20 protein-coding genes are annotated in these 24,340 nt (G+C 64.1%); 9 read left to right on the forward strand and 11 right to left on the reverse strand.

The annotated features are described in order from the left end of the window. Positions 1 to 13 precede the first annotated feature (13 nt). The 3 genes from mtgA to IVA79_RS32615 all read left to right on the forward strand — a co-directional run bounded on the left by mtgA (position 14) and on the right by IVA79_RS32615 (position 1,832). Positions 14 to 688, forward strand: coding sequence for a monofunctional biosynthetic peptidoglycan transglycosylase (mtgA, locus tag IVA79_RS32605; protein ID WP_247560912.1), 675 nt, complete (start codon positions 14 to 16; stop codon positions 686 to 688). A gap of 167 nt (positions 689 to 855) precedes the next feature. Beyond that, positions 856 to 1,038, forward strand: coding sequence for a 50S ribosomal protein L32 (gene rpmF / locus IVA79_RS32610; protein WP_007598106.1), 183 nt, complete (start codon positions 856 to 858; stop codon positions 1,036 to 1,038). Positions 1,039 to 1,181: 143 nt separating this feature from the next. Continuing rightward, the gene (locus IVA79_RS32615; RefSeq protein ID WP_247560914.1) at positions 1,182 to 1,832 is read left to right on the forward strand and encodes a hypothetical protein; all 651 of its coding nucleotides are present in this window, start codon (positions 1,182 to 1,184) and stop codon (positions 1,830 to 1,832) included. A 6-nt stretch (positions 1,833 to 1,838) separates the two neighbouring features. Here the strand turns inward: IVA79_RS32615 and IVA79_RS32620 are convergent, their stop codons facing one another. Then, positions 1,839 to 2,099 carry a hypothetical protein gene (locus IVA79_RS32620; protein WP_247561530.1) on the reverse strand — a complete coding sequence of 87 codons (261 nt, stop codon included), beginning with the start codon at positions 2,097 to 2,099 and terminating at the stop codon, positions 1,839 to 1,841. Positions 2,100 to 2,318: 219 nt separating this feature from the next. Between IVA79_RS32620 and IVA79_RS32625 the strand changes: the two genes are divergently transcribed. Further along, positions 2,319 to 4,010, forward strand: coding sequence for a bifunctional diguanylate cyclase/phosphodiesterase (locus IVA79_RS32625; RefSeq protein WP_247560916.1), 1,692 nt, complete (start codon positions 2,319 to 2,321; stop codon positions 4,008 to 4,010). A 105-nt stretch (positions 4,011 to 4,115) separates the two neighbouring features. Here the strand turns inward: IVA79_RS32625 and IVA79_RS32630 are convergent, their stop codons facing one another. From IVA79_RS32630 to IVA79_RS32660, 7 genes are all read right to left on the reverse strand, one after another. Then, positions 4,116 to 5,624, reverse strand: a complete 1,509-nt coding sequence (locus IVA79_RS32630) for a tripartite tricarboxylate transporter permease (protein WP_247560918.1) — start codon at positions 5,622 to 5,624, stop codon at positions 4,116 to 4,118. A gap of 4 nt (positions 5,625 to 5,628) precedes the next feature. Then, positions 5,629 to 6,114, reverse strand: a complete 486-nt coding sequence (locus tag IVA79_RS32635; protein WP_247560920.1) for a tripartite tricarboxylate transporter TctB family protein — start codon at positions 6,112 to 6,114, stop codon at positions 5,629 to 5,631. A gap of 159 nt (positions 6,115 to 6,273) precedes the next feature. Beyond that, positions 6,274 to 7,251 carry a tripartite tricarboxylate transporter substrate binding protein gene (locus tag IVA79_RS32640; protein ID WP_247560922.1) on the reverse strand — a complete coding sequence of 326 codons (978 nt, stop codon included), beginning with the start codon at positions 7,249 to 7,251 and terminating at the stop codon, positions 6,274 to 6,276. A 201-nt stretch (positions 7,252 to 7,452) separates the two neighbouring features. Then, positions 7,453 to 10,320, reverse strand: a complete 2,868-nt coding sequence (locus IVA79_RS32645; protein WP_247560924.1) for a PAS-domain containing protein — start codon at positions 10,318 to 10,320, stop codon at positions 7,453 to 7,455. A 247-nt stretch (positions 10,321 to 10,567) separates the two neighbouring features. Next, complete coding sequence (locus IVA79_RS32650; protein WP_247560926.1) at positions 10,568 to 11,443, reverse strand: acyl-CoA acyltransferase; 876 nt, start codon at positions 11,441 to 11,443, stop codon at positions 10,568 to 10,570. A gap of 37 nt (positions 11,444 to 11,480) precedes the next feature. After that, a complete protein-coding gene (locus IVA79_RS32655) occupies positions 11,481 to 12,461 on the reverse strand; it encodes an amino acid--[acyl-carrier-protein] ligase (RefSeq protein ID WP_247560928.1) in 981 nt (326 codons plus the stop codon). 54 nt (positions 12,462 to 12,515) lie between these two features. Next, positions 12,516 to 13,733 carry an acyl-CoA dehydrogenase family protein gene (locus IVA79_RS32660; RefSeq protein ID WP_247560930.1) on the reverse strand — a complete coding sequence of 406 codons (1,218 nt, stop codon included), beginning with the start codon at positions 13,731 to 13,733 and terminating at the stop codon, positions 12,516 to 12,518. Between the two features lie 358 nt (positions 13,734 to 14,091). On the opposite strand from IVA79_RS32660, the gene IVA79_RS32665 reads away from it, so the two are divergent. The 3 genes from IVA79_RS32665 to mtnA all read left to right on the forward strand — a co-directional run bounded on the left by IVA79_RS32665 (position 14,092) and on the right by mtnA (position 16,486). Further along, entirely contained in the window at positions 14,092 to 14,364 is a 273-nt protein-coding gene (locus IVA79_RS32665; protein WP_247560932.1) for a phosphopantetheine-binding protein, read from the forward strand. Positions 14,365 to 14,485: 121 nt separating this feature from the next. After that, the gene (locus tag IVA79_RS32670; protein WP_247560943.1) at positions 14,486 to 15,361 is read left to right on the forward strand and encodes an S-methyl-5'-thioadenosine phosphorylase; all 876 of its coding nucleotides are present in this window, start codon (positions 14,486 to 14,488) and stop codon (positions 15,359 to 15,361) included. A gap of 18 nt (positions 15,362 to 15,379) precedes the next feature. Continuing rightward, on the forward strand, positions 15,380 to 16,486 hold the full coding sequence (mtnA, locus tag IVA79_RS32675) for an S-methyl-5-thioribose-1-phosphate isomerase (protein ID WP_247560946.1): 1,107 nt from the start codon (positions 15,380 to 15,382) through the stop codon (positions 16,484 to 16,486). A gap of 116 nt (positions 16,487 to 16,602) precedes the next feature. On the opposite strand, the gene IVA79_RS32680 is transcribed toward mtnA, so the two are convergent. Further along, the gene (locus IVA79_RS32680; protein WP_247560957.1) at positions 16,603 to 17,238 is read right to left on the reverse strand and encodes an HAD-IA family hydrolase; all 636 of its coding nucleotides are present in this window, start codon (positions 17,236 to 17,238) and stop codon (positions 16,603 to 16,605) included. Positions 17,239 to 17,342: 104 nt separating this feature from the next. Here IVA79_RS32680 and IVA79_RS32685 point away from each other — a divergent pair, with 104 nt between their 5' ends. Together IVA79_RS32685 and IVA79_RS32690 are read left to right on the forward strand one after the other, a co-directional pair. Further along, on the forward strand, positions 17,343 to 18,098 hold the full coding sequence (locus IVA79_RS32685; RefSeq protein ID WP_247560960.1) for a trypsin-like serine protease: 756 nt from the start codon (positions 17,343 to 17,345) through the stop codon (positions 18,096 to 18,098). 124 nt (positions 18,099 to 18,222) lie between these two features. Further along, the gene (locus IVA79_RS32690) at positions 18,223 to 19,725 is read left to right on the forward strand and encodes an NAD(P)/FAD-dependent oxidoreductase (RefSeq protein ID WP_247560962.1); all 1,503 of its coding nucleotides are present in this window, start codon (positions 18,223 to 18,225) and stop codon (positions 19,723 to 19,725) included. A gap of 223 nt (positions 19,726 to 19,948) precedes the next feature. On the opposite strand, the gene IVA79_RS32695 is transcribed toward IVA79_RS32690, so the two are convergent. Then, the gene (locus tag IVA79_RS32695) at positions 19,949 to 20,875 is read right to left on the reverse strand and encodes a response regulator (protein WP_247560965.1); all 927 of its coding nucleotides are present in this window, start codon (positions 20,873 to 20,875) and stop codon (positions 19,949 to 19,951) included. Then, positions 20,859 to 24,230 carry an ATP-binding protein gene (locus tag IVA79_RS32700; protein WP_247560967.1) on the reverse strand — a complete coding sequence of 1,124 codons (3,372 nt, stop codon included), beginning with the start codon at positions 24,228 to 24,230 and terminating at the stop codon, positions 20,859 to 20,861. Before IVA79_RS32700 ends, IVA79_RS32695 begins: the two co-directional genes overlap by 17 nt. Between the last annotated feature and the right edge of the window lie 110 nt (positions 24,231 to 24,340).

Consider the following 24,340-nt stretch of genomic DNA (forward strand, 5'->3'; position numbering starts at 1 on the left):
CCGGAAAGTTGATTTGCGCATCGTCAAAATCCTTCTCCTGGTGCTCGTGGTCGCAGCTCTCGCGCCCTATGTGATCGCGCCGTTCTATCGCACCGGCCATCCCGTTTCGACGCTGATGGCGTGGCGCTCGCTTCGCGGCGCGCCGGTGCAGCGGGAATGGATCGATCTCGCGGCGATGTCGCCTTATTTGCCGCGCGCGGTGGTGGCGGCCGAGGATGCGCATTTCTGCAAGCATCACGGCATCGATTGGGGCGCGCTGCGTGAGGCGATCGACGACGCGCAGGAGGACGGCACCCCGTTCCGGGGTGCCTCCACCATCACCCAGCAGGTCGCCAAGAACCTGTTCCTCTGGCAGGGCCGGGACTTCGTCCGCAAGGCGCTCGAATTCCCACTGGCGCTCTGGATCGATTTGGTGCTGCCCAAGCCGCGGATCCTGGAGATTTACCTCAACATCGCCGAGCTCGGCCCACAGGGACAATTCGGCGTCGAGGCGGCCAGCGCCTATGCCTTCGGCAAGTCGGCCGCCAGCCTTTCCCCTCGGGAAGCCGCCCTTCTGGCCTCGATCCTGCCGAATCCGGTCAAACGCAGCGCCCGGACCCCCGGCCCGGGTGTCCGACGGTTGGCGGCGACTTATATGGCCCGAGGGCAGGCGAACTCGCTTGCGACCTGCTGGCGGGAAAATCGCTGATTTCGGGCCCATTCCGGGCGTATTTTCCGGCCCAAGAGCCTAGCTTTACGGCCGGCCTTCCTCTATAAGCCCGGCCTTGATCGGCATTCAGCTCGCCTCGTATTGCGGGTGCTGAGCCGTCCTTCCGGACGATGCCCTGACAACACCAATCCCTAGAGGATATTGAAATGGCCGTTCCGAGAAGAAAAACCTCGCCGTCGCGCCGTGGCATGCGCCGCTCGGCAGACGCCATCAAGAAGCCGACCTATGTGGAAGACAAGGACTCCGGCGAGCTCCGTCGTCCACACCATCTCGACCTCAAGACCGGCATGTACAAGGGCCGGCAGGTCCTGAAGAAGAAAGAGTCCTGAGTTTTAGGACCTTTCTTTGGGCGGGATGATTTCGCCTGCCTGATTTAGGCCCATCCCTGAGATAGACGGTGACGGCGGCGGAGCGAATGCTTCGCCGCTGCATTGTTCTGTCCGGACATCTTGATCGAGAAGGCATTTTGCCGATGGTCGGTTTCCCGCTGCTTCTGATTCCGCTCGCGGTCTACAACATCATCGCCTTCCTGATGCCGACCGTGTCCTTTACGGACGTGCTGTTCAGGGTGCCGATGGTGTCCGGCGAGGCTTGGCCGGTCACGCTCGCCGATCTCCTGCTCGCGCTCGGCGTGGTGCTGCTGCTGCTCGAAGTGGTCAAGGGCGCGCGGCCCGGCTCGAAATTCCTGATGGATCATCTGCTGTCGCTGATCGTGTTCGGCGCCGCCGCGGCCGAATTCGTGATGTGGCCCAAATTCGGCAACTCGACCTTTTTCCTGCTGACGCTGCTCGCGATGGCCGATTTCTTCGCTGGCATCGCCCAGCGCACGCGCCGCCGTGTCACCTATGTCGCCGAGACGACGGTGGCGGCGCCGCGCAAATCCAAGCGCCAGGCCGACGCGGCTGAGGATGTGGCGGCCGAGCGCAAGTTCGAGCCGGTGATTGCGCCGCAGCCGGTGCCGGTGGAGCCCCCCGCACCGTCGGCGCAATCCGTCGCCGAATCCGTGCTGATGGATCATCCTGCGCCAAAGCCCGTGCAGAGCCCGCCTTCGCCGGAAATTCCCTCGCCGCAGCTTCAGCCGGGCAACGGCACGCCGCCGTCTTCCGACACGCCGCCGCGCTGACCAGCCTCAAGCCACCTGCCGTGTCCGCGCGCTGACGCTTGGCAGCGGGCGCTTGCTGCCATAGGCCATCTGAGCGTCTTGGGAAGAGGCACGGCGCAACCGGCTCGCCTGCGGCAGGTGCTCGGCATTGGCGATGAGCTGGGCAACGAAGCTCGGATCGGGGCGCGGCATCGGCGCCTTGTGAACCCACTGCAACGTCGGCATCAACGGCACCAGCGCCGTGCCGGCCTGCCGCTCTGCTTCTTCCATTCCATCCGCAGTCGCCATCGCAACACCGTTCATCAGGTTGAACTGGCGCGTTTTGGGACATTGGCGCCGGTGCATGTGATGGTCTCGCAAGGCCTATGCCGCTCGAGCCTAATCGGTTCCTGGGTGCCTGGAAACGTGGTTTCCAAATTGTTTAACAACTTTGCCTAGGGTCGGAGGCGAATCTGGCTCTATCCTGTGCCGGCTCAGCACTTCCCGCTGTCCCGAAACGAGGCGATTTTGACCCCTGCATTGCCGCAAGCCTCCGACATTCTGGCCGCGCTCGGTCAGGCCGTGTTCGCCTGGGACATCGCCAGCGATGCGATGGTCTGGGGTGATCAGGTCGCCAGCGTCTTTCCCGGCATTCCAGCCGAGCGATTGGCGACTGGCGCCGAATTTGCCAAGCTGATCGAACCCGCGCCATCGCTGCGGACCGCCGCGCTGGCGCAAACTTATGCCGTGCATGGTGCCGACGGAACGCCATACCGGGTCGAGTACGGCGTCCGCATGAGCGCCGGCGATCCCGTGATCTGGATCGAGGAGACCGGCCGCTGGTTCGCCGGTCCCGACGGACGCCCCACGCGCGCGATCGGCTCCGTCCGCATCAACAATGAGCGCCACGCCCGCGACGAGGAGCTGACCAGGCTGGCCCGGCTCGATCCTCTGACCGGCGAGCTCAACCGTTCGCACCTGATCGCGGCGCTGGCCGAGGCGATCGAGGAGACGACCCGCTTCCGCTCGACCGCGGCCTTCATGCTGGTCGGTATCGATCATCTCGCCCGCGTCAACGACGCCTTCGGCTTCGACGTTGCCGACGCCGTCATCCTCGACATCGCCAAGCGTATCCGCTCGCGCCTGCGCGGCGGCGACGTGCTCGGGCGCTTTTCCGGCAACAAGTTCGGACTGATCCTGAAGAACTGCACTGTCGACGACATGAACGTCGCCGCCGAGCGCTTCCTCGCGGGCATCCGCGACGAGGTGGTGCCGACCAAATCAGGTCCGGTCTCGGTCACCGCCTCAATCGGCGCGGTCAGCGTGCCGCGCTATGCCCGCAACACCGATGAGGCCGTCAATCGCGCCCACGAGATTCTGGACGCGGCCAAGCGCCGCCGTGTCGGCTCGTTCGCGGCATGGCGTCCGGATGCCGCGCGCGACGCGCAGCGCCGCGTCAACATTCGTGTCACCGACGAGATCGTCACCGCGCTGAACGAGCGCCGCATCAAGCTCGCCTATGAGCCGGTGGTATCTGCCGCCTCGCGCGAGCGCGCGTTCCACGAATGCCTGGTGCGAATGGACCAGGGCGACGGCCAGGTGCTGCTCGCGCCGGACATCGTGCCGGTGGCCGAACGGCTCGGCCTGATTCGCCTGGTCGATCATCGCGTGCTCGAGCTCGTGGTCGCCGAGCTTGCGGCGGCGCCCGACATCTGCCTCAGTCTCAATATCTCGCCGGACACCACCATGGATCCGGACTGGTGGGCGGGAATCGAATCGCTGATGCAGGCCCATCCCGGCGTTGCCGAACGGCTGATCGTCGAGATCACCGAGACGGTCGCGATCCAGGATATCGATGACGTCCGCGCTTTTGTTGGTCGTCTCAAGCATTTCGGCAGCCGCATCGCCATCGACGATTTCGGCGCCGGCTACACCTCGTTTCGAAACCTGCGCAAGCTCGGCGTGGACATCGTGAAGATCGACGGTGCCTTCGTGCAGAACATCACCCATTCCGCCGACGATCGCGCCTTCGTGCAGACCCTGATCGACCTCGCCCGCCGCCTCGACATCAAGACGGTGGCCGAATGGGTGCAGGACGAGGAAGCCGCAAGCATGCTGAGCGACTGGGGCTGCGACTACATCCAGGGCCGGCTGATCGGGCTCGCCTCGGCCGAGCGGCCTTGGGGCGCGCCGCCGGATGCATTGCCTGCGGCGGGCTGAGCATCGTAGGGTGGGCAAAGGCGCACTTGCGCCGTGCCCACCATTCTTCTCCGTATTCGAGAAAGACGTGGGCACGCTTCGCTTTGCCCACTCTACGACACCTCCTCACGCCCCCTCGTCCAGCGCCACCAGCTCGCGCTTCTTGCGCAGCGCGGGCAATAGTGGCGCGATCAGCAGCACCAGGGCAAACGCGAGACACACGCCCGAGATCGGCCGCTGCACGAAGGTCCAGAGATCGCCCTGCGACAGGATCAGCGACTTGCGTAAGTTGTTCTCCATCATCGGTCCCAGCACGAAGGCCAGCACCAGCGGCGCCGGCTCATAGCCGAGCTTGCGCATGAAATAGCCGATGATCCCGAACGCGATCATCACGTAGACATCGAACACGTTGTTGCTGGAGCAGTAGACGCCCAGGATCGTGAACAGGATGATCAGGGGAAACAGGATGTTGTAGGGCAGCTTGAGCAGCTGCACCCACATTCCGATCATCGGCAGGTTGAGGACCAGCAACATCACGTTGCCGATATACATGCTGGCGACGATGCCCCAGAACAGGCCGGGGTTCTGCGTGATCAGCAGCGGTCCCGGCTGCAGGCCGTGAATGACGAAGGCGCCGAGCAGCAGCGCCATCACCACATTCGGTGGAATGCCGAGCGTCATCAGCGGAATGAAGGCGCCGCCCGCGGCGGCGTTGTTCGCCGATTCCGGCCCCGCGACGCCTTCGATCGCGCCATGGCCGAAACGCCCGGGCGTCTTCGACAGCCGCTTCTCCAGCGCGTAGGAGGCAAAGGACGCTACCACCGCGCCGCCGCCCGGCAGGATGCCGAGGAGGAAGCCGAGAATGGTGCCGCGGCCGACCGGGCCCGCGCTCGCCTTCCAGTCCGCCTTGGTGGGCAGGAGATGGGTGATCCTGGTGTTGATGATGTCGCGCTTGATCGCCTGCTCGGTGTTGAGCAGCACCTCGGCAACGCCGAACAGGCCCATCACGACGGGCACGAGCCCGATGCCGTCGATCAGCTCCATGCGGCCGAAGGTCAGACGCGGCTGCGCTGTGATGCTGTCGAGCCCGATCAGTCCGAGCACGACGCCGATGCACGCCATCAGCAGCGCCTTCGGCATCGAGCCCTGCGTCAGGAAGGTGAGCACCACGAGGCCGAGCACCATCAGGCTGAAATATTCGGCCGGGCCGAACGCGATGGCGATGCTGGCAAGCTTCGGCGCGACCAGCATCAAGGCGATCAGTGCAAACGTGCCGGCGATGAAGGAGCCGAAGGCGGAGATGCCGAGCGCAGGACCCGCGCGGCCCTGCTTCGCCATCTGGTGGCCGTCGATGCAGGTGACGACCGAAGCCGCTTCGCCGGGGATGTTGACCAGGATCGAGGTGGTCGAACCGCCATACATCGAGCCGTAATAGATACCGGCCATCATGATGATGCCGGATTCCGGCGTCCCCGACAGCGTCACCGGCAGCAGCAGCGACATCGCCGAGATCGGCCCGATCCCCGGCAGCACGCCGACCAGCGTGCCGATGAAGACGCCGATGAAACAGTAGAGAAGGTTGATCGGAAGCAGCGCGACGCCGAATCCATGGGCGACGTTGAGAAGTGTATCCATGGGGTCAGCCGATCCCGAACAGGCCCGAGGGCAGCTGGATCAGCAGCAGCCGCTTGAGCACCCACCACATGCCCATGGGCGCCAGCACGGCGATCGGGATCGCCAGTGTCCAGCGAACGGGATCGATCAGTCGCAACAACAGCAGCATCAACGGGATCGACGACAGCAGAAACCCGAGTGGTTCCAGTGCGACGGAGAATGCCACCAGACAAGCAATCAGCAGAAGCGGCTTGCTCCAGCGCACATTCTCCCAGCGCGAGGCCAGCGTCGGCCCGCCCTCGGTGATCGCCGAGACGATGATGGAGCCTGCGAACACGCACATCAGGATGCCAGCGTAGAACGGCACATAGCCCGAGCCGGGGTCGTTGATGGTGCCGAGCTTGAGCTTCAAGCCCGACCAGATCACGAAGCCGCCGAGCGCGAGCCCGATCAGCCCGCCCCAGAGTTCGGAATTGCTGAGACGGAGCTTGACGTTGGTTTGGTCGGTCATGGATTCTCTCTCGGCCGTTCCCCGGACGCTGCGCAGCGCGAAGCGGAGCGCTGCAGATCCGGGGTCCATGAGTGTGGACGAAAAAGGTGGGTCCCGGCTCTACGGCGCAGCGCTAAAGAAGCGCTGCACCGCGTCCGGGACACGAAAGCGGGCTCAGTCCTACTTCTTCGCCAGCCCGAGCGTATCGATCACCTTGCGCTCGGATTCCGTGACCTCGACGACGAACTTCTTGTAGTCCTCGGTGTTCTTGTAGTTCGGCACCATGTCGAATTTGGCAAGCGTCGCGATCACCGCGGGGTCCTCGAGCGCCTTCTTGAAGGCATCGTGCAGCTTGACGACGATCTTGGGATCCATACCCTTCGGTCCGGCAACGCCGAAGGGGGAATCATAGACCATCGGATAACCCAGTTCCTTCAGCGTCGGCACATCGGGATAGTTCGGCGAGCGGGCGCCGGTCCACACCATCAGCAGCCGAAGCTTGCCGGCGTCGACCAGCGGCCGCCATCCCGTGGAATCAGCCTGAAGCATGGTGTGCTGACCGAGCACGGCGGCATTGGTCTCTGCGCCGCCCTTGAACGGCACCTGCGTCAGCTTGATGCCGGCCATCCCGGCGATCTGTTCCATGCCGATATGGAGCGAGGTGCCGGCGCCGGGCGTTGCGTAGGTCACCTTGCCCGGGTTTGCCTTGGCGAACTCCACCACGTCTTTCCAGCTCTTGAACTGCGATTCTGCGCTGGTGGTGACGCCGAAGGTGTAACCGGTGAGATGGACGATGTAGGTAAAATCCTTTGCAGGATCCCATGACACTTCCTGCATCAGAGGCAGGCGGAAGACGGTGATCGGAATCTGTGAAATGGTGTAGCCGTCCGGCTTCGCGGCCGCTGCCATGGTCGCCGGTCCCACCGTGCCGCCCCCGCCGGCCTTGTTGTCGATCACGATCGGCTGCCCCAGCGCCTTCGCGGCGCTGTCGGCGATTGCCCGCATCGAGATGTCGGTCGATCCGCCGGCCGGCCACGGCACGATCAGCGTGATCGGCTTGGTGGGATAGTCCTGCGCACTGGCGGCAGTCGAGAGCAATGCGCCCATGACAGCATGCATCGCGGCAAATGCGATCGTCGTCAGCCCGTATCGCGACATCGAAATTCCTCCCTCGCGGCGGCCTGCTCGGGCCACCGTTTTCGTTCTTGTGGGGGCGATTGTTCCCGAAATCACGGGAGAAGAAAAGCGCCATTGCGCGTTTGCAGGGCAGGGGACGAGATGCCAATTCCGCCGGAAACGATGTGTGCGACAATTGGTCGTTCGAAGGCGTGCCGAGATACGGAATTTGAGGGAGCCGCGCTACGCCACGCGCCGGACAATGTTCAGCGTCTCGATGGTGCGGCCGACCTCCGATGCGGGGCACGGCTTGCCGAAATAGTAGCCCTGTACGGCGGTACAACCGCATTCGCGGACGAAGTCGAGTTGCTCCTCGGTCTCCACACCCTCGGCCGTCGTCTCGACGCCGAGCACGGAGCCGAGGCTTGCGATGGTGCGGACGATGGCTACGCTCTCAGGGCTTTCGCCGAGCGTGCCGACGAAGGAGCGGTCGATCTTGATGCGATCGAACGGAAACTTGCGCAAATAGCTCAGCGAGGAATAGCCGACGCCGAAATCGTCGAGGCTGACGCGTACCCCCAGCGCGCGGAGCTGGTGCAGGATTTCGATCGTGGCCTCGCTGTCGTCGAGCAGCGCCGTCTCGGTGACCTCGAGCTCGAGCCGCTGTGGCGGCAGGCCCGCTTCCGCCAGCGCGCTCGTGACCATCGCCACCAGCCCGCGCGAGCGGAACTGCACCGGCGACAGGTTCACTGCGACGGTGACATCGGGCCAGGACACGGCGGTCGCGCAGGCGCTGCGCAGCACCCATTCGCCGATCGGAACGATCAGGCCGTTCTCTTCCGCGATCGGAATGAACTCGGCCGGCGAGACGAAGCCGCGCGAGGGATGTTTCCACCGCAGCAGTGCCTCGAAGCCGGTGAGCTCCGACGAATCGAGCCGCACCTGTGGCTGGAATACCAGATGAAATTCACGTGCCTCCAGCGCGCCGCGCAGATCCTGCTCCAGCGCGTGCCGGCTGCGCGCCTCTTCTTCCATCTCGGGTTCGAACAGCTGATAGGCGCCGCGCCCCCTGGCCTTGGCCTGGTACAGCGCGAGGTCGGCGCATTTCATCAACTCGTCGGCATCGAGCCCGTGGTCGGGCGCGATCGCGATGCCGACGGAGACGCCGACGTGGATCGACTGACTTTCCAGCGGTGGCGGGTGGCCGATGATTTCGACGAGACGCCGGGCGAGCTTCTCGGCCGATTGCGGCTGCGGTCCGCGCTGGAGGATGGCGAACTCGTCGCCACCGAGGCGTGCGACGGTGTCGTGCTCGCCGACATTCTCCGTCAGGCGCGCTGCGACCCAGCGCAGCAGGCGGTCGCCGGCGGCATGGCCGAGGCGGTCGTTGACGGTCTTGAAATTGTCGAGGTCGAAGCACAGTACCGCCATCGCGCCGCCGGCGATCGCCACCTGGCTCAGTCCTTCGCCCATCTTCTCGCGGAACAGCGTGCGGTTGGGCAGGTCGGTGAGCGAATCGTGCCGCGCCATGTGCGCGACGCGCGCCTGGGCCTTGTGGCGCTCGGTGACGTCCTCATAGGTGACGACCCAGCCGCCCTGTTCCATGCGCTTGTGATTGAGCTTGATGATGCGGCCGTCGTTCAAATTCCGGTGCAGCGTGTGCTCGCCTTCGCGCAGCCGTTCGACGTAATCGGCATAAAGCCTGGCCCCCGTCATGTTAGGATGGATGCCGAGCTCGCAGCTGTGCTCCATGATCTCGCGCATCGAGACGCCGGGCTTCACGATATCAGGCGACAGGCCGTACATCTCGATATAGCGGCGGTTGCAGACGATGACGCGCAGGCTCGAATCGAGCATGCACAGGCCCTGGCTCATGTTGTTCAGTGCAGCGTCGAAGCGTCGATACTGCTCGCTTAACTCCTCAACCGCGCGCTCGCGTTCGGTGATGTCCTCGTAGGTGGCGACGAAGCCGCCGTCCGGCAGCGCACAATAGCGCACCGAGATCACCGTATCGTTCGACATGCGTCGGCGCATCGGCGAGGAGTCGCGGCTCGCGATCCTGGCGCTGGCGGCTTCCAGGAGCTGTTGCGGGCTGTATTCGGAAGCGAACGCGCCGTTCGCCATCGAGCGCTCGATCAGCTCGGAAAGATGCGTGCCGGGCCGCGTCTCCTCGGGCGACAGCAGGTAGATCTTGCGGTAGGTGGTGTTGCAGACGCGCAGGCGCATGTCGCTGTCGTAGAAGGCGAGCCCGTGCGCCATGTTCTCCAGCGCAGCATCGAGGATGAAGTTCTGCTGTCTCAGCGTTTCCTCGTATTGCAGCCGCTCCGTGACGTCCTCGTGCACGGTCACCCAGCCGCCGTCGGGCAGGAAGCGGGAGACCGTCTGCACCATGCGCCCGTCATAACGCATCACCAGCAGGGATTTTGCCTTTCTGGTGCGCACGTCCTCCAACCTGGAGTTATGGAATTCGTCGGCCGGCATGCCCGGCAAATTGCCGCGCGACACCCAATGGTCGAGCACCGTGCGATGCGAGACCCCCGGCTTCACGATCCAGGGATCGAGGTTGTAGAGATTCAGGAACCGCTCGTTGCAGACGACGACGCGGCTGTCGGCGTCGTACATGATGAGGCCGTGCGACATGTTGGCGAGAGCGTGCTGGCTGCGCTCGGTCTGTACGCGCAATTCCGCCTCGAGCCGGGCGAGGCGGCTGACATCGTCGCAGATCGTCATCCAGCCGCCACCGGGAAGCGGCTTCAGCTCGAGCGACATGACCAGACCGCTCGCAAGCCGCTGCTCGGTCCGGAACGGCTTTCCGCCTGCGATCTGCGCCATCCGCGCCGAATACAGCGCGTCGAGCTCGGTTTTCGGAAAGTTGCCACGCCCGGCGCTGTGCGCGAGCACCTCGCGGTAGCTCGTACCCACCCGCACGATGTCGGCCGACATGTCGAACAGAGACAGATAACATTGGTTGACCAACACGATCTGGTTGTCGGCATCGTAGACGCAGACGCCCTGCTCCATGTGGTCGAGCGCAAGCTGGCTCAGCGCGACCAGGGCCTCCGGGCCTTGCTCGCGGCGTGCACCAAGCTCGTTGTCGCAGGTCGACGTCATGGGATCGGCGGGTCTCGGCGGGCAATAAACTTAACGCAACCTAATTCAGCCACCGAGCGTAGCGAAGAGGCGGGAAAATTCCCTTAAGCGCAGTAGTTTACGGAGGGTGACTGGCGATGCCGAGCGAGTGCGCAAACGGCCGGCCAGCAAGGCGATAGCCCGTAGCCCGGATAAGCGTAGCGATATCCGGGCCGACCGTTCCGGCATGTCGCTGGCGCTCATGCGGGCTACGGAGCCGAGCTTTGCTCTACGGCCCGTACAACACGAGTTCCGTATCCGTGAGATCGCCGAGCTGGGGCCGATGCGGCCCCTTGAAATATTTGCGACCGCGCCGCTCGGTATAAATACCGACAAGGCCGGGAATCGGCCCGTTGGAATCGATCGCCACCGAGATCTTGCCGAGCCGAAGCAGCAGCCGGCCGATACGGCCTGCGCATTCGGCGTATTCCGCGGCGCTCCGGCAATAGATCAGCTTCATCGCAGGCGGCGCAATAAAGCCGCGGCGGATACGCACGGGTTGCAGGATGAAGGGAAATGTTCCCTGCGGCGTGCGGCAGACCAGACTGAGGCAATTGTAGCGCGCATGCCGCGTCAGCAACTCGGTCTCGGATTCGGAAAGCCCCTCGATCGTCTTGGCGTGAGGCGAGATGACCTCGATCTCGCTCCAGCGCGGGACGCGCGCCAGTGCAGGCACCGAGAAGAAGATGCCGCGGCAATAGGCGCGAAAGCCCTGGGTCTCGATGATCGGCCAGGTCCAAGGCGCCGGAGAGATGTTGAAGTAAGTCACGTCCTTGTGCCGCTGGGCGATCTTGGTCAGCAACGGAGCGTAATTGCGATAGGCCGGATCGACATACCAGCTCGACAGGTTGCATTGGATGGCGGTCTCGTCGCCGTTCTTGCGCGCCGTGTAGATCAACAGCAGCACGCCGACCGGCGTCCCGTCATTGTCGAGCATGTAGCCGAAGCGCGGATAGCCCTCCGGCACCGAGCGGAAGGCCTGCCGGCGCAGACCCTGGATCCAATAGTCCCGCGAGCGGCCGACGAAGCCGCGCGTCAGCAGGTCCGCGATCGCTTCCGCGTCGGACTCGGTGATCTCGCGGCATCGCACCTTGGTGTGAATCACGCTCGTCTTACCCGTGGAAATGACAGGCCTCGTTTGGTTAACGCCAGCCCTCGACATGGGTGTCGGTCGTGACCGGCGGCTGCAGGCCCAGGACGTCCCGCACCTTGGCGGGCCAGACGGAAAGGTCGGTGCCGTGGGTGTGGAACATGGCGACGGCCAGCCGGTCCATGCCGAAGGCGACGCAGCCGGTATGGGCTGGCTCGCCGCCGGCATCCTGGATGCCCCAGGTCGTGCCGAAATGCTCGCGGTGATAGTTGAAGCTCATGCACGCCGTCGGTTGCTCTTCCGAGCGCAGCGGAATGAGGAGCTCGAACTTGAGCTGCTGCTGCTTCTGGCTCACCGCCTTCATCTGGCCGACACGGCCGAAGAAGGGATCGCTGGCATAGTCGACACGGAAGGTGAGACCGAGATCGGTCGCAATCGCCTGCGCGCGCACCATCCAGCGCTCGCGGAAATCGGCGACGTCGTCGGGGCTGCCGATGCAGACATACTCGCGCATCCGGAACGATTGCAGCCGGTCGAGATGCTTCGACGGCTCGCGGCGGAAGCAATCCGCGGCCACGTCGAAGCGCAGGCCGCCCTTCGGCAAGGGTCCGCGGCTCGCCGCGATCGGATAGACCGGATAGCAGGCGGCCGGCGACAGCACGAGGTCGGCGGGCGACAGCGAGGTGGTCCAGTCGCCACCGGCATCGAAGCGGCTCACCGCGGCGTTGATCTCGCGCTCGGTGCCGTGCAGGCCGCAAACGCAGCCGAGCAGGTTCGGAAAGCTCTTGAGGTAGCCGGATTTTTCCAGCTGAGCCCGGCTCATCACCGGCGGGAAACGCATCACCTCGGTGCCGGTCTCGCGATGGCTCGTGATCAGCGCGGCGAGCTTCTCGACGATGCCTTCATAGAGTGCGGTACGGGCATAGACCCCGTCGGCGCCCATGCGGTGGAACAGCTTGTCGGCCAGATGATCGAGCGGATCGATCAGCTGCGGCGCGGTCGCGGGCGAGTTGGGGAGGACGGCAATGTTCATGGGTCGATGTCCTGCTATCTCAAAATTGTTCTTGTTGGTTCAGTCGCCAAGCATTTAGTCACGAAGGTTGGTCGGCACGCCGCTCATCAGCGTCGATGTCGCGGCATTGGCCAGAATGCGGTCGTTGTTGATCATGATCGGGGACGACAACACGTCGCGCAGGTGTCGGCCCATGGTGAACTCGCCGTCGTTGCGGTAGCCGGAGAGGCCGGCTGTGCGCATCGCATGCATCACGGTCTCGACCGCGAGCTCGGAGGCCTGCACCTTCAGAAGCGTGATCGAGGACTGGAAGTCGAGCGAGCTCAACGCGCGCTCGTCATGCTCGGCGCGGGCGAAAGCGTCGATGTTGGCAGCGATCAGCGCGCGCAGCTTGGCCAGCGACATCTTTGCGGCGGTGAAGTGCGCCGCGGCCGGGGGCATCTGGCCGCCGGAAGAGCGCGCCGCCTTGCGGATGAAGGCCTGCGCGCGGGTTACGGCTGCGGCGGCGATACCGGCCCAGGCCGACGACCAGCACAGATGTGCGAACGGCGTCATGGTCTGGGCGTGGATCTTGTCATAGGATTCCGGGAAGACCCGGTCGGCGGGGCAATCGACCTTCAGCTCGAAGCCGGTCGAGCAGGTGCCGCGCATGCCGAGCGTTTCCCAACTCAGTGTCCGCTTCAGCGAGTAATCGTCCTTGGCAAGCGCCAGCAGTACCTGGTCGGAGGCGGCGGCATTGGTGGCGCGGCGGGCGATGGTGACGAGACCATCGGCCTCGGCGCCGTAGGAGATCACGGTGGCGTCGCGCACCAGCGAAACCGTGTCACCGGCATGGTCGACGGCGGCGGCGCTGGCGCGGATGTTGCCGCCGTTCTGGCCTTCGGTGGTGGAGGAGGCGAGCAGCCATTGGTCGCGGGCGACCCGGCGCATCACGGTTTCCATCCAGGGGATGCCGTGGCCGTGCCTGACGACGCAGGCAACCTTGGTCTGGTGCATCGCGTAGATCATCGCGGTCGAGGCACAGGCGCGTCCAAGCGTGTAGCAGATGTCGGTGACGTCGTAGATGGAGGCACCGAAGCCGCCGAACTCGACCGGGATCATGACGCCGAGCAGTTTTTGCTCGCGCGCGATCTCGAAAGCCTTGTGCGGGAAACGGGCGTCGCGATCGACCCCGTCGGCGTCGGCCGCCGCAGCGGCCGCGGTCCGGGCGGCGCGCTCGATCAGGGAGGGACCCTGCTCCAGGAAGCTGGTCTGCGTTTCGTCGACAGTGAGGACTGCTTCACGCACGTTCATACTCGTCCGCCTCCGGTTTGCCGTTCGAGATCGCCGGCATCATTCGCGATGCGCGTCAGCGATCCTCCGGCCATCTTTGCTTGTGAGACGAGGCTACGGATTTAATTCAAATTCGTCGATGAAATAGAGGGTAAACAAAGTCCAATTCCGAATGAACAGTTAAGGTCGGGTTGTTTGCACCTCCCGATTTTCCGGCATCGCGTTAGGAATCTGGAAGATGCCTGAATTCCCGACAATCTGAGTCATCGTTTACTAAGAAACGCGAAGTATGAGTGCCGCCCATTGCGGGATCGGCAGGCCGTGCCCATCGTAGCGGCAAGCCGGTCCGACCTTTGACAGACAGACGGGAATTTTGCCGATGCAAGCCTTTGATACCGAATTGCGCAATCGCATCATCAAGCTGGTGAAGGGCATCCTCGAGCAGAATTCGCTCAGCGCCGACGTCCCGCCGTCGGCCAAACTCGTCGATGCCGGCCTGACCTCGATGGACATGGTCAATCTGATGCTCGGCGTCGAAGCCGAGTTCGACTTCACCATCCCGCAGTCCGAGATCACGCCGGAGAATTTCCAGTCCGTCGAGACGCTGGAGCGGATGGTGGCGACCCAGCTGCGGCTGGCGACCGCGGCTTAGGTCGGGCGCGCGCCTCAGCCTCCTCACACCATCGGCATCATCTCACCACCCCCGTTCCAAAGCCGCCGCAAAACTGGCATAGCTTAACCATGCCGTATGTGGCGAACATGGTGGAGCAGGCATGACGCGGGCGGTATTGGGCATCATCGGCGGCTCGGGCATTTATGACCTGCCGGGCCTCGAGGGTGCGCGCGAAGAGGTGATCGAGAGCCCCTGGGGCGAGCCGTCGGCTCCCTTAAGGCGCGGCACCATCGCCGGCCTGCCGATCGTGTTCCTGCCGCGGCATGACAAGGGCCACCGGCTGTCACCCTCCGACATCAACTATCGCGCCAATATCGATGTGCTGAAGCGTGCCGGCGTCACCGACCTGATCTCGCTGTCGGCCTGCGGCTCCTTTAAGGAGGAACTGCCGCCCGGCACGTTCGTTCTCGTCGATCAATTCGTCGACCGCACCCACAAGCGCGAGAGTTCGTTCTTCGGCCGGGGCTGCGTCGCGCATGTGTCGATGGCGCATCCGGTCTCGCCGCGGCTGCGCATCCATCTTGCCGCAGCCGCCGAGGCCGAGGGCATCCCAATCGGGCGCACCGGTACCTATGTCTGCATGGAGGGGCCGCAATTCTCGACCTACGCCGAGAGCATGACCTACAAGACGCTGGGCTATTCGGTGATCGGCATGACCAACATGCCTGAAGCGAAGCTCGCGCGCGAGGCGGAGATCTGTTACGCCACCGTCGCAATGGTGACGGATTTCGACTGCTGGCATCCCGACCACGATGCCGTCACGGTGCAGGACATCATCCGTGTGCTGACGTCGAACGCCGACAAGGCGAAGGCGCTGGTGGCGCGGCTAGCAAGAGATTTTCCGCGCGAGCATGAGCCGTGTCCGATCGGCTCGGACCGTGCGCTCGACACCGCGCTGATCACTGCGCCCGAGGCACGCGATCCGGAGCTGCTTAGGAAGCTCGACGCGGTGGCCGGGCGCGTGCTGCGGGCGTGAGACGAAAGGCAGAATGCCATGAAGGTCGACGGCAAGCATTTCCGCAGCATCTGGCGCGAAGGCGACGGCTGGTCGATCGGCGCGATCGATCAGCGCCGGCTGCCGCACGAGTTCGTCGTTGCAAAGCTGATATCGTGTGAAGATGCAGTCGTCGCCATCCGCGACATGCTGGTGCGCGGCGCGCCGCTGATCGGCGCCACCGCGGCCTATGGCATGGCGCTCGCCATGCGCGAGGACGCCTCCGACGCCGGCCTGAAGCGCGCTTACGACAAGCTCGTGGTGGCGCGCCCGACGGCGATCAATCTGAAATGGGCGCTGGACGAAATGCGTGCGACGCTCGCGCCGATCGATCCGATTGAAAGGGCCGAGGCAGCCTACGCGCGCGCCGACGAGATCGTCGAGCAGGATGTCGAGATCAACCGCGGCATTGCCGGCAACGGTCTGAAGCTGATCGACGCGATCGCATCGAAGAAGCCGGGCGAGACGGTCAATGTGCTGACCCATTGCAATGCCGGCTGGCTCGCCACCGTCGATTGGGGCACGGCGACGGCGCCAATCTATCTTGCGCATGAGCGCGGCATCAAGATCCATGTCTGGGTCGACGAGACGCGTCCGCGCAACCAGGGCGCCTCGCTCACCGCCTGGGAGCTCGGCCATCACGGCGTGCCGCACACCGTGATCCCCGACAATACCGGCGGGCACCTTATGCAGCACGGTATGGTCGATCTCGCCATCGTCGGCACCGACCGCGTCGCCGCCAATGGCGACGTCTGCAACAAGATCGGCACCTATCTGAAGGCGCTCGCCGCGCACGACAACGGCGTGCCGTTCTACGTCGCGCTGCCGTCACCGACGATCGATTTTGCCGTCCATGATGGTATCCGCGACATCCCCATCGAGCAGCGCAGCGGCACGGAGGTCACCGACATGACCGGCCGCACGGCCGACGGGAGATTGGAAACGGTGCGTATCGTGCCGGAGGGATCGCCGGTCGCGAACTACGCCTTCGATGTGACGCCGGCCCGGCTCGTGACCGGCCTCATCACCGAGCGCGGTGTACTGAAGCCGGATCGTGGATCGCTCGCGGCGGCCTTCCCGGAGCGGATCGCTGCTGCGGCGAAATAGGTCTCGTAGGGTGGGCAAAGCGTAGCGTGCCCACGATTTGTGGCGATCGAGAAAGAAGGTGGGCACGGCGCTGCGTGCCTTTGCCCACGGCTTCGCGCCTCGCAACGATGAGTTGCCTACCTCAGCCTCAGCCCCGTCGCCTGCTCAAGCTCCGCGATCGCCTGCGCACCGCTCGTCACCTTGATTGTGGTCATGCCGATCTCGCGCGCAGGCTTCAGGTTGACGCCGAGGTCGTCGAGATAGACGCACTTGTTCGGATCGACCTTCAGCGTCTCGACCATCAGCCGGTAGATCCGCGGGTCGGGCTTGCGCAGGCCGATCTTGGCGGATTCGATCACGTGATCGAACAGCACCATCACTTCGGCAATGTAAAGTGAGCGTCCGGTCATGCTGCCGATGGCGTTGGCGGGAAGGTTGTTGGTGATGCAGCCGGTCTTGAATTTCGCCTTGATGCGCTTCAACGCCTCGACCATCTCGGGGCGCAGATCGCCCTGCAGCAGCGATACCACGTCGCGTCCGCGCACCTCGGCGCCGAGTGCACGCGACTCCTCGGCAAACAGGCGATCAAACGTGTCGATATCGACCTCGGCCCGCTCGAACTTGGCCCAGGCGTTTTCCAGATGGTTGGCGGCGTTGATGCGCCGGATGATGTCGATGGGCAGGCCGCGCTCGGTCTCGAAACGCGCGAAGGCTTCGAACGGTGAACTCGTCAACACGCCGCCAAAATCAAAGATCACAGCTTCGATCGCCAATGTCCTGTCCTCGTCAATTCCTTTCCAAGAGGGCTAGCATGCGCTATCGGCAAGGGCCAGTCCGAAGCCATCCCCTGCTGTCATCGATGCCGAAGCGTGTTCCCATGAAGATGCTTGCAACTCTCATCATAGCGCTGCTGATCGCCAGCCCCGCGCATGCCATCGTCGGCGGCGGCACGCCGCAGGCCGATGGCGTGGCGCGTGCCGTCGTCACCATCGTCGGCTCGCGCGGCAATTTCTGCACCGGCAGCCTGATCGCGCCAAGTCTTGTGCTCACTGTCGCCCACTGCGTGCAGCCCGGCGCTGACTACAAGATCGTCGGTCACGGTACCGACGGTCAGCCGCAATTGATGAACGTGCGCACGGTCGCAATCCATCCGAACTTCAATATGCAGGCGATGCAATCCCACCGCGCCACCGCGGACGTGGCGCTGCTGCAACTGGAAATTCCACTCAAGAGAAAATCTGTGGTGCCGGTTGGCATGCCGCAAATTCCAATTCGGGTTGGCGGCCGCTTCACGATCGCGGGCATCGGCGTCACCGTTCGCGGCGATGGCAAGAGCGGCGGCATCACGCGCATTGCCGCGCTTGTCGCCACCGGCCAGCCCGGAACGCTCCAGATCCGGCTGGTCGATCCCGTAACCAACGGTGTTCGCGACGGAATCGGCGCTTGCACCGGCGATTCTGGTGGCCCTGTGTTCGAGGACAAGCCGAACGGTGCCGTGCTCGTCGGCCTCATCAGCTGGTCCACGGGGCCGAACGGCGCGGCCGGTTGCGGCGGGCTAACCGGCGTCACACCGCTCACGCTCTATCGCGACTGGATCTTGCAGACCGCGCGGAGCTGGGGTGCGGGGCTGTGATTTGACCGCGGCTTGATCTATGTCATTTTGAAGCTGAAGCGCGGCGGGTGATCATGCCGGCCGCGGAGGAAACGCGTCGTCCATCAAGGGCGGCCACAAAAGCAAGCAAGGCATAGAAGCAACAATGAATGTCGCTGTTCGCGGTCACAACGCTACCAAGCAAGCTTCCGAACATTTCGACGTGCTGATCGTCGGCGCCGGCATCTCCGGCATCGGCAGCGCCTATCACATCGAAAAGCAGTTGCCGGGCACCAGCTACGTCATCCTGGAGACGCAGGAAACGTTCGGCGGCACCTGGACCACGCATCGCTATCCCGGCATTCGCTCCGACAGCGATCTCCATACCTTCGGCTACAGCTTCAAGCCCTGGGTTGGACCGCCGATCGCGACCGCCGAAGAGATCCTCGCCTACATGAACGAGGTGATTGAAGAGAACGATCTCGCAAAACACATCCGCTACAGGCACAAGATCAATTCCGCCAGCTGGTCGAGCGAGCAGAATCTCTGGACCATCGAGGCGGTGACGACCGACACCGGCGAGCCCAGGACGTTCACCGCAAACTTCCTCTGGATGTGCCAGGGCTATTATCGCCATTCGGAAGGTTACACGCCGGAATGGAGGGGCACGGACCGGTTCAAGGGCCGCATCGTCCATCCCCAGACCTGGTCTGACGATATCGACCTCACGGGCAAGAAGGTGGTCGTGATCGGCTCGGGCGCGACCGCGGCAACGCTGGTGCCGAACATCGCGGACAAGTGCGCGCATGTCACCATGCTGCAGCGCTCACCAACCTATTTCCGGCTCGGCCGCAACGCAATCGAGATCGCGGAGGAGCTGCGCCGGCTCCAGGTCGACGAGGAATGGATCCACGAGATCGTGCGCCGCAAGATCCTATTCGAGCAGGATGCGTTCACCAAGCTGTGCGTCTCCAAGCCTGAGCATGTCAAGAAGGAACTGATCGGCCAGATCAGCGCGGTCCTCGGCCCCGACTACGACGTCGAGACGCATTTCACGCCGAAATACCGGCCGTGGCGGCAGCGCATCGCCTTCGTGCCGGATGCCGATCTGTTCAAGGGGATTGCCAGCGGCAAGGCCTCGGTCGTCACCGACGAGATCGAATGCTTCGTCGAGAACGGCATCCAGCTCAAATCCGGCAAGCTGCTGGAAGCCGACGTCATCGTCACCGCGACCGGCTTCAATCTCGCGGCGCTCGGCGACATCGCCTTCGAGATCGACGGCAAGCCGCTCGCCTTCGGCGACACCGTCACCTACCGCGGCATGATGTTCACGGGCGTTCCGAACATGGTCTGGGTGTTCGGATATTTCCGCGCCAGCTGGACGCTGCGCGTCGATCTCGTCGCCGATTTCGTCTGCCGGCTGCTCGGACATATGAAGAGCAAGGGCGCAAAGAAGGTCGAGGTGAGCTTGCGCGCCGAGGACCACAACATGCCGATCCTGCCCTGGATCGATCCGGAAAACTTCAATCCCGGCTACATGATGCGCAACATGGACCTGTTGCCCAAGCGCGGCGACAAGCCGGAATGGCAGCACAGCCAGGACTACTGGACCGAGAAGGACGAGATCCCGAAGACGGACTTGGATGATAAGGCGTTTGTTTACGGGTGAGGCTCGCGTTGCTGTGAGGGGCGGCGACTATCGCTACACACTCAACTGTCGTCCCGGGGCGCGGAGCGAACCCGGGACCGATAACCACGGGGTGTGGTTATCGGACGCGCTGTTAACTCCGAGTCTTCGCTAAGCTTCTCCCTGTGGTTATGAGATCCCGGATCTACGCTACGCTTGTCCGGGACGACACCGATTGTTTGGTCAGTGGCGTCGCAACTCACGCTCACGAATTCTTTCGCGTCGCGTTCGCCGCGATGGCCGCGGCTGCCGTCCGGTTCTCCACGCCGAGCTTGGCGTAGATCTGCTCGAGATGCTTGTCGACCGTGCGCGGGCTGAGGCCCAAAATCTGCGCGATGTCGCGGTTGGTCTTGCCCTTGCTGAGCCAGGCCAGCACCTCGCCCTCGCGGGTGGTGAGGCCGAGTTCGCTGGTGAATTCGGGGGGCAGTGTAGTGCCGGACTCCCTGGAGAGCCGCAGCAGAAACTCGTTCGGCGCCGTTTCGCCCATGTAATACAGCCGGAGTTGCGGGTTCTCGGGCAAGGAGGCGGCCTGAGACTTCGAGCTGCCCTTGGCCTTGGCCTGCTCCAGCCATTGCAGCAATGATGGCGACAGGACGAACTCGTCGGCCTGTGGGCCCTGATGGTCGGACATCAGCTTCTGCGCCTGCGGCGTCGCCCATAACACGTTGCCCTGGCGGTTGACCGCGAACAGGAAGCGGCCGGAGACGTCGAGCGCGGCGCGCGCGCTCTGCGTCAGCCGGGCATTGCCGAGATGGACGCGGATGCGCGCCAGCATCTCCTCGATCACGATCGGCTTTGTCACGTAATCCACGCCACCGGCCTCGAGCCCGCGAACGATATGCTCGGTCTCGGCGAGGCCGGTCATGAAGATGACAGGGACATTGGCAAGTCCCGCATCGCGCTTGAGCCGGCGGCAGGTCTCGAAGCCGTCGATGCCCGGCATCACGGCATCAAGCAGAACGATGTCGGGCGTGATCTGGTCGATGATGCGCATCGCGGCCGCGCCGTCGAGCGCGACCATCACCGTCATGCCGGCGCTGTCGAGCGCGTCGGTCAGCAGCCGAAGCGTTTCGGGCGAGTCATCGACAACGAGCGCGACGTCGCGCTTCTTTGGTTCAATGCTCATGCGCATGCAATGTCTTCAATGTGTTCATGTACTGGTCGAGTTCGAAGCGGTCGACCAGCGATCGCATCTGCGCGACGAAGTCGGCATGCTCCGGGTGCTCGTTGCCGATCTCGTCCAGCTTCAATTGAATGCCCTTGACGTAGCCGATTTGGCCGAGCCCGATCAGCGCCTCGATGTGCCGCACTGGCGGCTTCGATCCGCTCTCCGGTCGCCAGAATGGCACCGCGATCTCGTCCGAGCCATATTGCCATTCGAGCTTGAGGAGCTGGCGGATCGTCTCCAGCAGCCGCGGGATGTCGATCGGCTTCATCAGATAGCCGTCATGGAAAGGTTGCGCCAGCGGGGCGCCGTGAGCCTCCAATGCGCTAGCCGAGACCATCAGAATGCGCGCCTGGTGATGGCCGCTCGCGCGCAAGGCCTCCGCGACCGCCCAACCGTCCATGGCGGGCATCGAGATGTCCAGCAGGAACAGGTCGGGCCGGCAGTGTTGCGCCAGCGCGAGGCAGCCGGGTCCGTCGGGAGCGCTGAGCAGGATGAAGCCGAGCGGCGTCAGCACTTCGCGCAGGAGGTCGCGATGAATGGGATCGTCGTCGGTGACGAGGATGGTCTTGCGCGCGCCGTGATAGCCGGAGACCGGGGCCTCCACCGGCGCGATGCGCCGGGGATTGGTGACCTCCGACAGCAGGATCTTGACCTTGAATGTGCTGCCAGTGCCGACCGTGCTCAAGACCTTGATATCGCCGCCCATCACGCCGGCGAGCAGACGGCTGATGGTCAGGCCAAGCCCGGTGCCGGTCTGCGGCTGCGAGACGCCGAGCGCACCGCGCTCGAAGGGCGCGAAGATGCGCTCGAGATCGTCGCTCTGGATGCCCGGACCGGTATCGATCACCTCGAACTCGGCGACAGGGCTGCGATAGTGCACCACGAACTGCACGCTGCCGGTCTGGGTGAACTTGATCGCGTTGGAGAGCAAATTGATCAGCACCTGGCGCAGCCGCTTCTCGTCGGCATAGACGACGACCGGCAAATGTGGCGGCCGCCGGAATACGAAGTCGATGCCCTTGGCGGCGGCCTGCAGGCGGAACATGCCGACGAGTTGGTCGAGGAATTCGCTGAGGCGCACCTCATCGCGCGACAGATAAAGCCGTCCCGCCTCGATCTTGGAGATATCCAGGATGCCGTCGATCAGTCCGGAGAGGTGATCGGCGCTGCGGCGGACGACGCGGACCTGGTCACGCGGCTTGGTGCTCAGTGTCGCGTCCTGCTCGAGCAGTTGCGCATAGCCGCTGATCGCATTCAGCGGCGAGCGCAGCTCGTGGCTCAGGCCGACCACGTAGCGGCTCTTGGCGAGGTTTGCGGATTCGGCGACCTCCTTGGCACGCTGGAGCTCGGCGTCGGTGCGTTTGTGGGCATCGATCTCCTGGATCAGCAGCGTGGTCTGCCGCCGGGTCTCGGCTTCAGCCGCACGGCGGCTCTGTTGCGCCAGCACGAACAGCCAGGCCACCACCCCAATGATGATGCTGAGCGAAAAGAACACCTTCCAGAGCACGTCGGAGACCAGCATGTTCTCGCCACGCACGCTCGCCGAGGTCTGCAGATAGATCAGGCCAAGCACCAGCGCGACGAGGCCGGCGGAGACTACGAACACGCCGATATACTGGCCGAGTTGCGAGTTGATCCGTGCGTAGATCGGCTGCGGCATCAGCTTGCCCAGCGTCTCCGACACCTGCGCCTGGATCCGCGCGTGCGGCTTGCAGAGGTCGTGGCAGCGGGCATCGAGTGAACAGCACAAGGAGCAGATCGGCCCGGCGTAAGCAGGGCAGGACGCCATGTCCTCCGGCTCGAATGAGTGCTCGCAGATGCAGCACTGGATCGCCTCGATGTTCTGCCAGCTCCGCTTCGGCTTGCGCGCGATGTAGTACTTGCCGCCTGTGGCCCAGGCGATCAATGGTGCGGCGATGAAGGCGACCGCGAGCGCGATGAAGGCTGACAGCGCCTTCGCGGTCGGTCCGAACAGGCCGTAAAAGGCGCTGATGGAGACGATGGTCGCGATCGTCATCGCACCGACGCCGACGGGATTGACGTCGTAGAGATGCGCGCGCTTGAATTCGATCTGCTGTGGCCGCAAGCCCAGCGGCTTGTTGACGACGAGATCGGCGACCAACGCGCCGACCCAGGCGATCGCGACGTTGGAATACAGCGCCAGCGTCTGCTCCAGGGCCTTGTAGACGCCGATCTCCATCAGCAGCAGTGCCACGATGACGTTGAAGACCAGCCAGACGACGCGGCCGGGATGGCTGTGGGTCAGGCGCGAGAAGAAATTCGACCAGGCGATCGAGCCGGCATAGGCGTTGGTGACGTTGATCTTGACTTGCGACAGGATCACGAACGTGCCGGTCAATGCCAATGCGAGGTCAGGCTGCGACAGCACATAGCGGAACGCTTCGAGATACATGTGTGCCGGCTCGGCGGCCTCTTCGGGCGGCACCCCGTGGCTGAGCGCGAAGAAGGCGAGGAACGAGCCGGCCAGCAGCTTCAGCGCGCCGAGCACGATCCAGCCTGGTCCCGCGCTCATCAGCGCCATCCACCAGGAGGCCCTGGATGCGCGGCGGTCGCGCGGCAGAAACCGCAGGAAGTCGACCTGCTCGCCGATCTGCGCCATCAACGAAAACACCACCGAGGCCGCAACGCCGAACAGGAGCAGGTCGAAATGTCCGTTGAGATCGCCGTGCTCGCCCGAGAATTTGCGCCACTCCGTAAAGGAATACGGGTTGTGCCAGGCGATCGCTGCGAACGGAATGATGTGGAGCACAATCCAGAGGGGCTGTGTCCACAATTGGAAGCGGCTGATCAGCGTGATGCCGTAGGCCACCAGCGGGATGATGACGACGGCGCTGATCAGATAGCCGATCGGTCGCGGGATGCCGAAGCACATCTCGAGCGCGGACGCGAGGATCACGGCTTCGATCGCAAAGAAGATGAAGGTGAAGGACGCGTAGATCAGCGAGGTGACGGTCGAGCCGATATAGCCGAAGCCGGCGCCGCGGGTCAGCAGGTCGATGTCGATGCCGCATTTGGCGGCATAATAGGCGATCGGCACGCCACAACAGAAGATGATGATCGAGACCACCAGGATGGCGGCCGTCGCGTTGGTGACGCCATAGTTCAGCGTGATGGTGCCGCCGATCGCCTCCATCGCCAGGAACGAGATCGCGCCCAGCGCCGTGTTGGCGACCCGGGCGGCGGACCAGCGACGCGCGCTCTTCGCCGTGAAGCGCAGCGCGTAATCCTCCAGCGTCTGGTTGGCGACCCATTGGTTGTACTGGCGCCTGACGCGGTCTATTCGCTGCCGCCCTGCCACTCTTGACCCCACTCCCGATACGGACCCGAGCCCTCGCAAATTCCGTACCAAAAGCCTACGTCGGCATTTTGCGGTGCAGTATACGCGATCTTGCGTATGCTTTCGCTGCA

The sequence above is a fragment of the Bradyrhizobium sp. 138 genome (assembly GCF_023074075.1).
Lineage (GTDB): Bacteria > Pseudomonadota > Alphaproteobacteria > Rhizobiales > Xanthobacteraceae > Bradyrhizobium.

What these genes read in the sequence shown, in the direction of transcription:
- IVA79_RS32670 (WP_247560943.1), top strand. Translation starts at nt 14,486, where the DNA reads ATGACGCGGGCGGTATTGGGCATCATCGGCGGCTCGGGCATTTATGAC.
- rpmF (WP_007598106.1), top strand. Translation starts at nt 856, where the DNA reads ATGGCCGTTCCGAGAAGAAAAACCTCGCCGTCGCGCCGTGGCATGCGC.
- IVA79_RS32620 (WP_247561530.1), bottom strand. Translation starts at nt 2,099, where the DNA reads ATGGCGACTGCGGATGGAATGGAAGAAGCAGAGCGGCAGGCCGGCACG.
- IVA79_RS32660 (WP_247560930.1), bottom strand. Translation starts at nt 13,733, where the DNA reads ATGAACGTGCGTGAAGCAGTCCTCACTGTCGACGAAACGCAGACCAGC.
- IVA79_RS32655 (WP_247560928.1), bottom strand. Translation starts at nt 12,461, where the DNA reads ATGAACATTGCCGTCCTCCCCAACTCGCCCGCGACCGCGCCGCAGCTG.
- IVA79_RS32640 (WP_247560922.1), bottom strand. Translation starts at nt 7,251, where the DNA reads ATGTCGCGATACGGGCTGACGACGATCGCATTTGCCGCGATGCATGCT.
- IVA79_RS32630 (WP_247560918.1), bottom strand. Translation starts at nt 5,624, where the DNA reads ATGGATACACTTCTCAACGTCGCCCATGGATTCGGCGTCGCGCTGCTT.
- IVA79_RS32645 (WP_247560924.1), bottom strand. Translation starts at nt 10,320, where the DNA reads ATGACGTCGACCTGCGACAACGAGCTTGGTGCACGCCGCGAGCAAGGC.
- IVA79_RS32685 (WP_247560960.1), top strand. Translation starts at nt 17,343, where the DNA reads ATGAAGATGCTTGCAACTCTCATCATAGCGCTGCTGATCGCCAGCCCC.
- IVA79_RS32665 (WP_247560932.1), top strand. Translation starts at nt 14,092, where the DNA reads ATGCAAGCCTTTGATACCGAATTGCGCAATCGCATCATCAAGCTGGTG.
- IVA79_RS32635 (WP_247560920.1), bottom strand. Translation starts at nt 6,114, where the DNA reads ATGACCGACCAAACCAACGTCAAGCTCCGTCTCAGCAATTCCGAACTC.
- mtnA (WP_247560946.1), top strand. Translation starts at nt 15,380, where the DNA reads ATGAAGGTCGACGGCAAGCATTTCCGCAGCATCTGGCGCGAAGGCGAC.
- IVA79_RS32690 (WP_247560962.1), top strand. Translation starts at nt 18,223, where the DNA reads ATGAATGTCGCTGTTCGCGGTCACAACGCTACCAAGCAAGCTTCCGAA.
- IVA79_RS32615 (WP_247560914.1), top strand. Translation starts at nt 1,182, where the DNA reads ATGGTCGGTTTCCCGCTGCTTCTGATTCCGCTCGCGGTCTACAACATC.
- IVA79_RS32695 (WP_247560965.1), bottom strand. Translation starts at nt 20,875, where the DNA reads ATGCGCATGAGCATTGAACCAAAGAAGCGCGACGTCGCGCTCGTTGTC.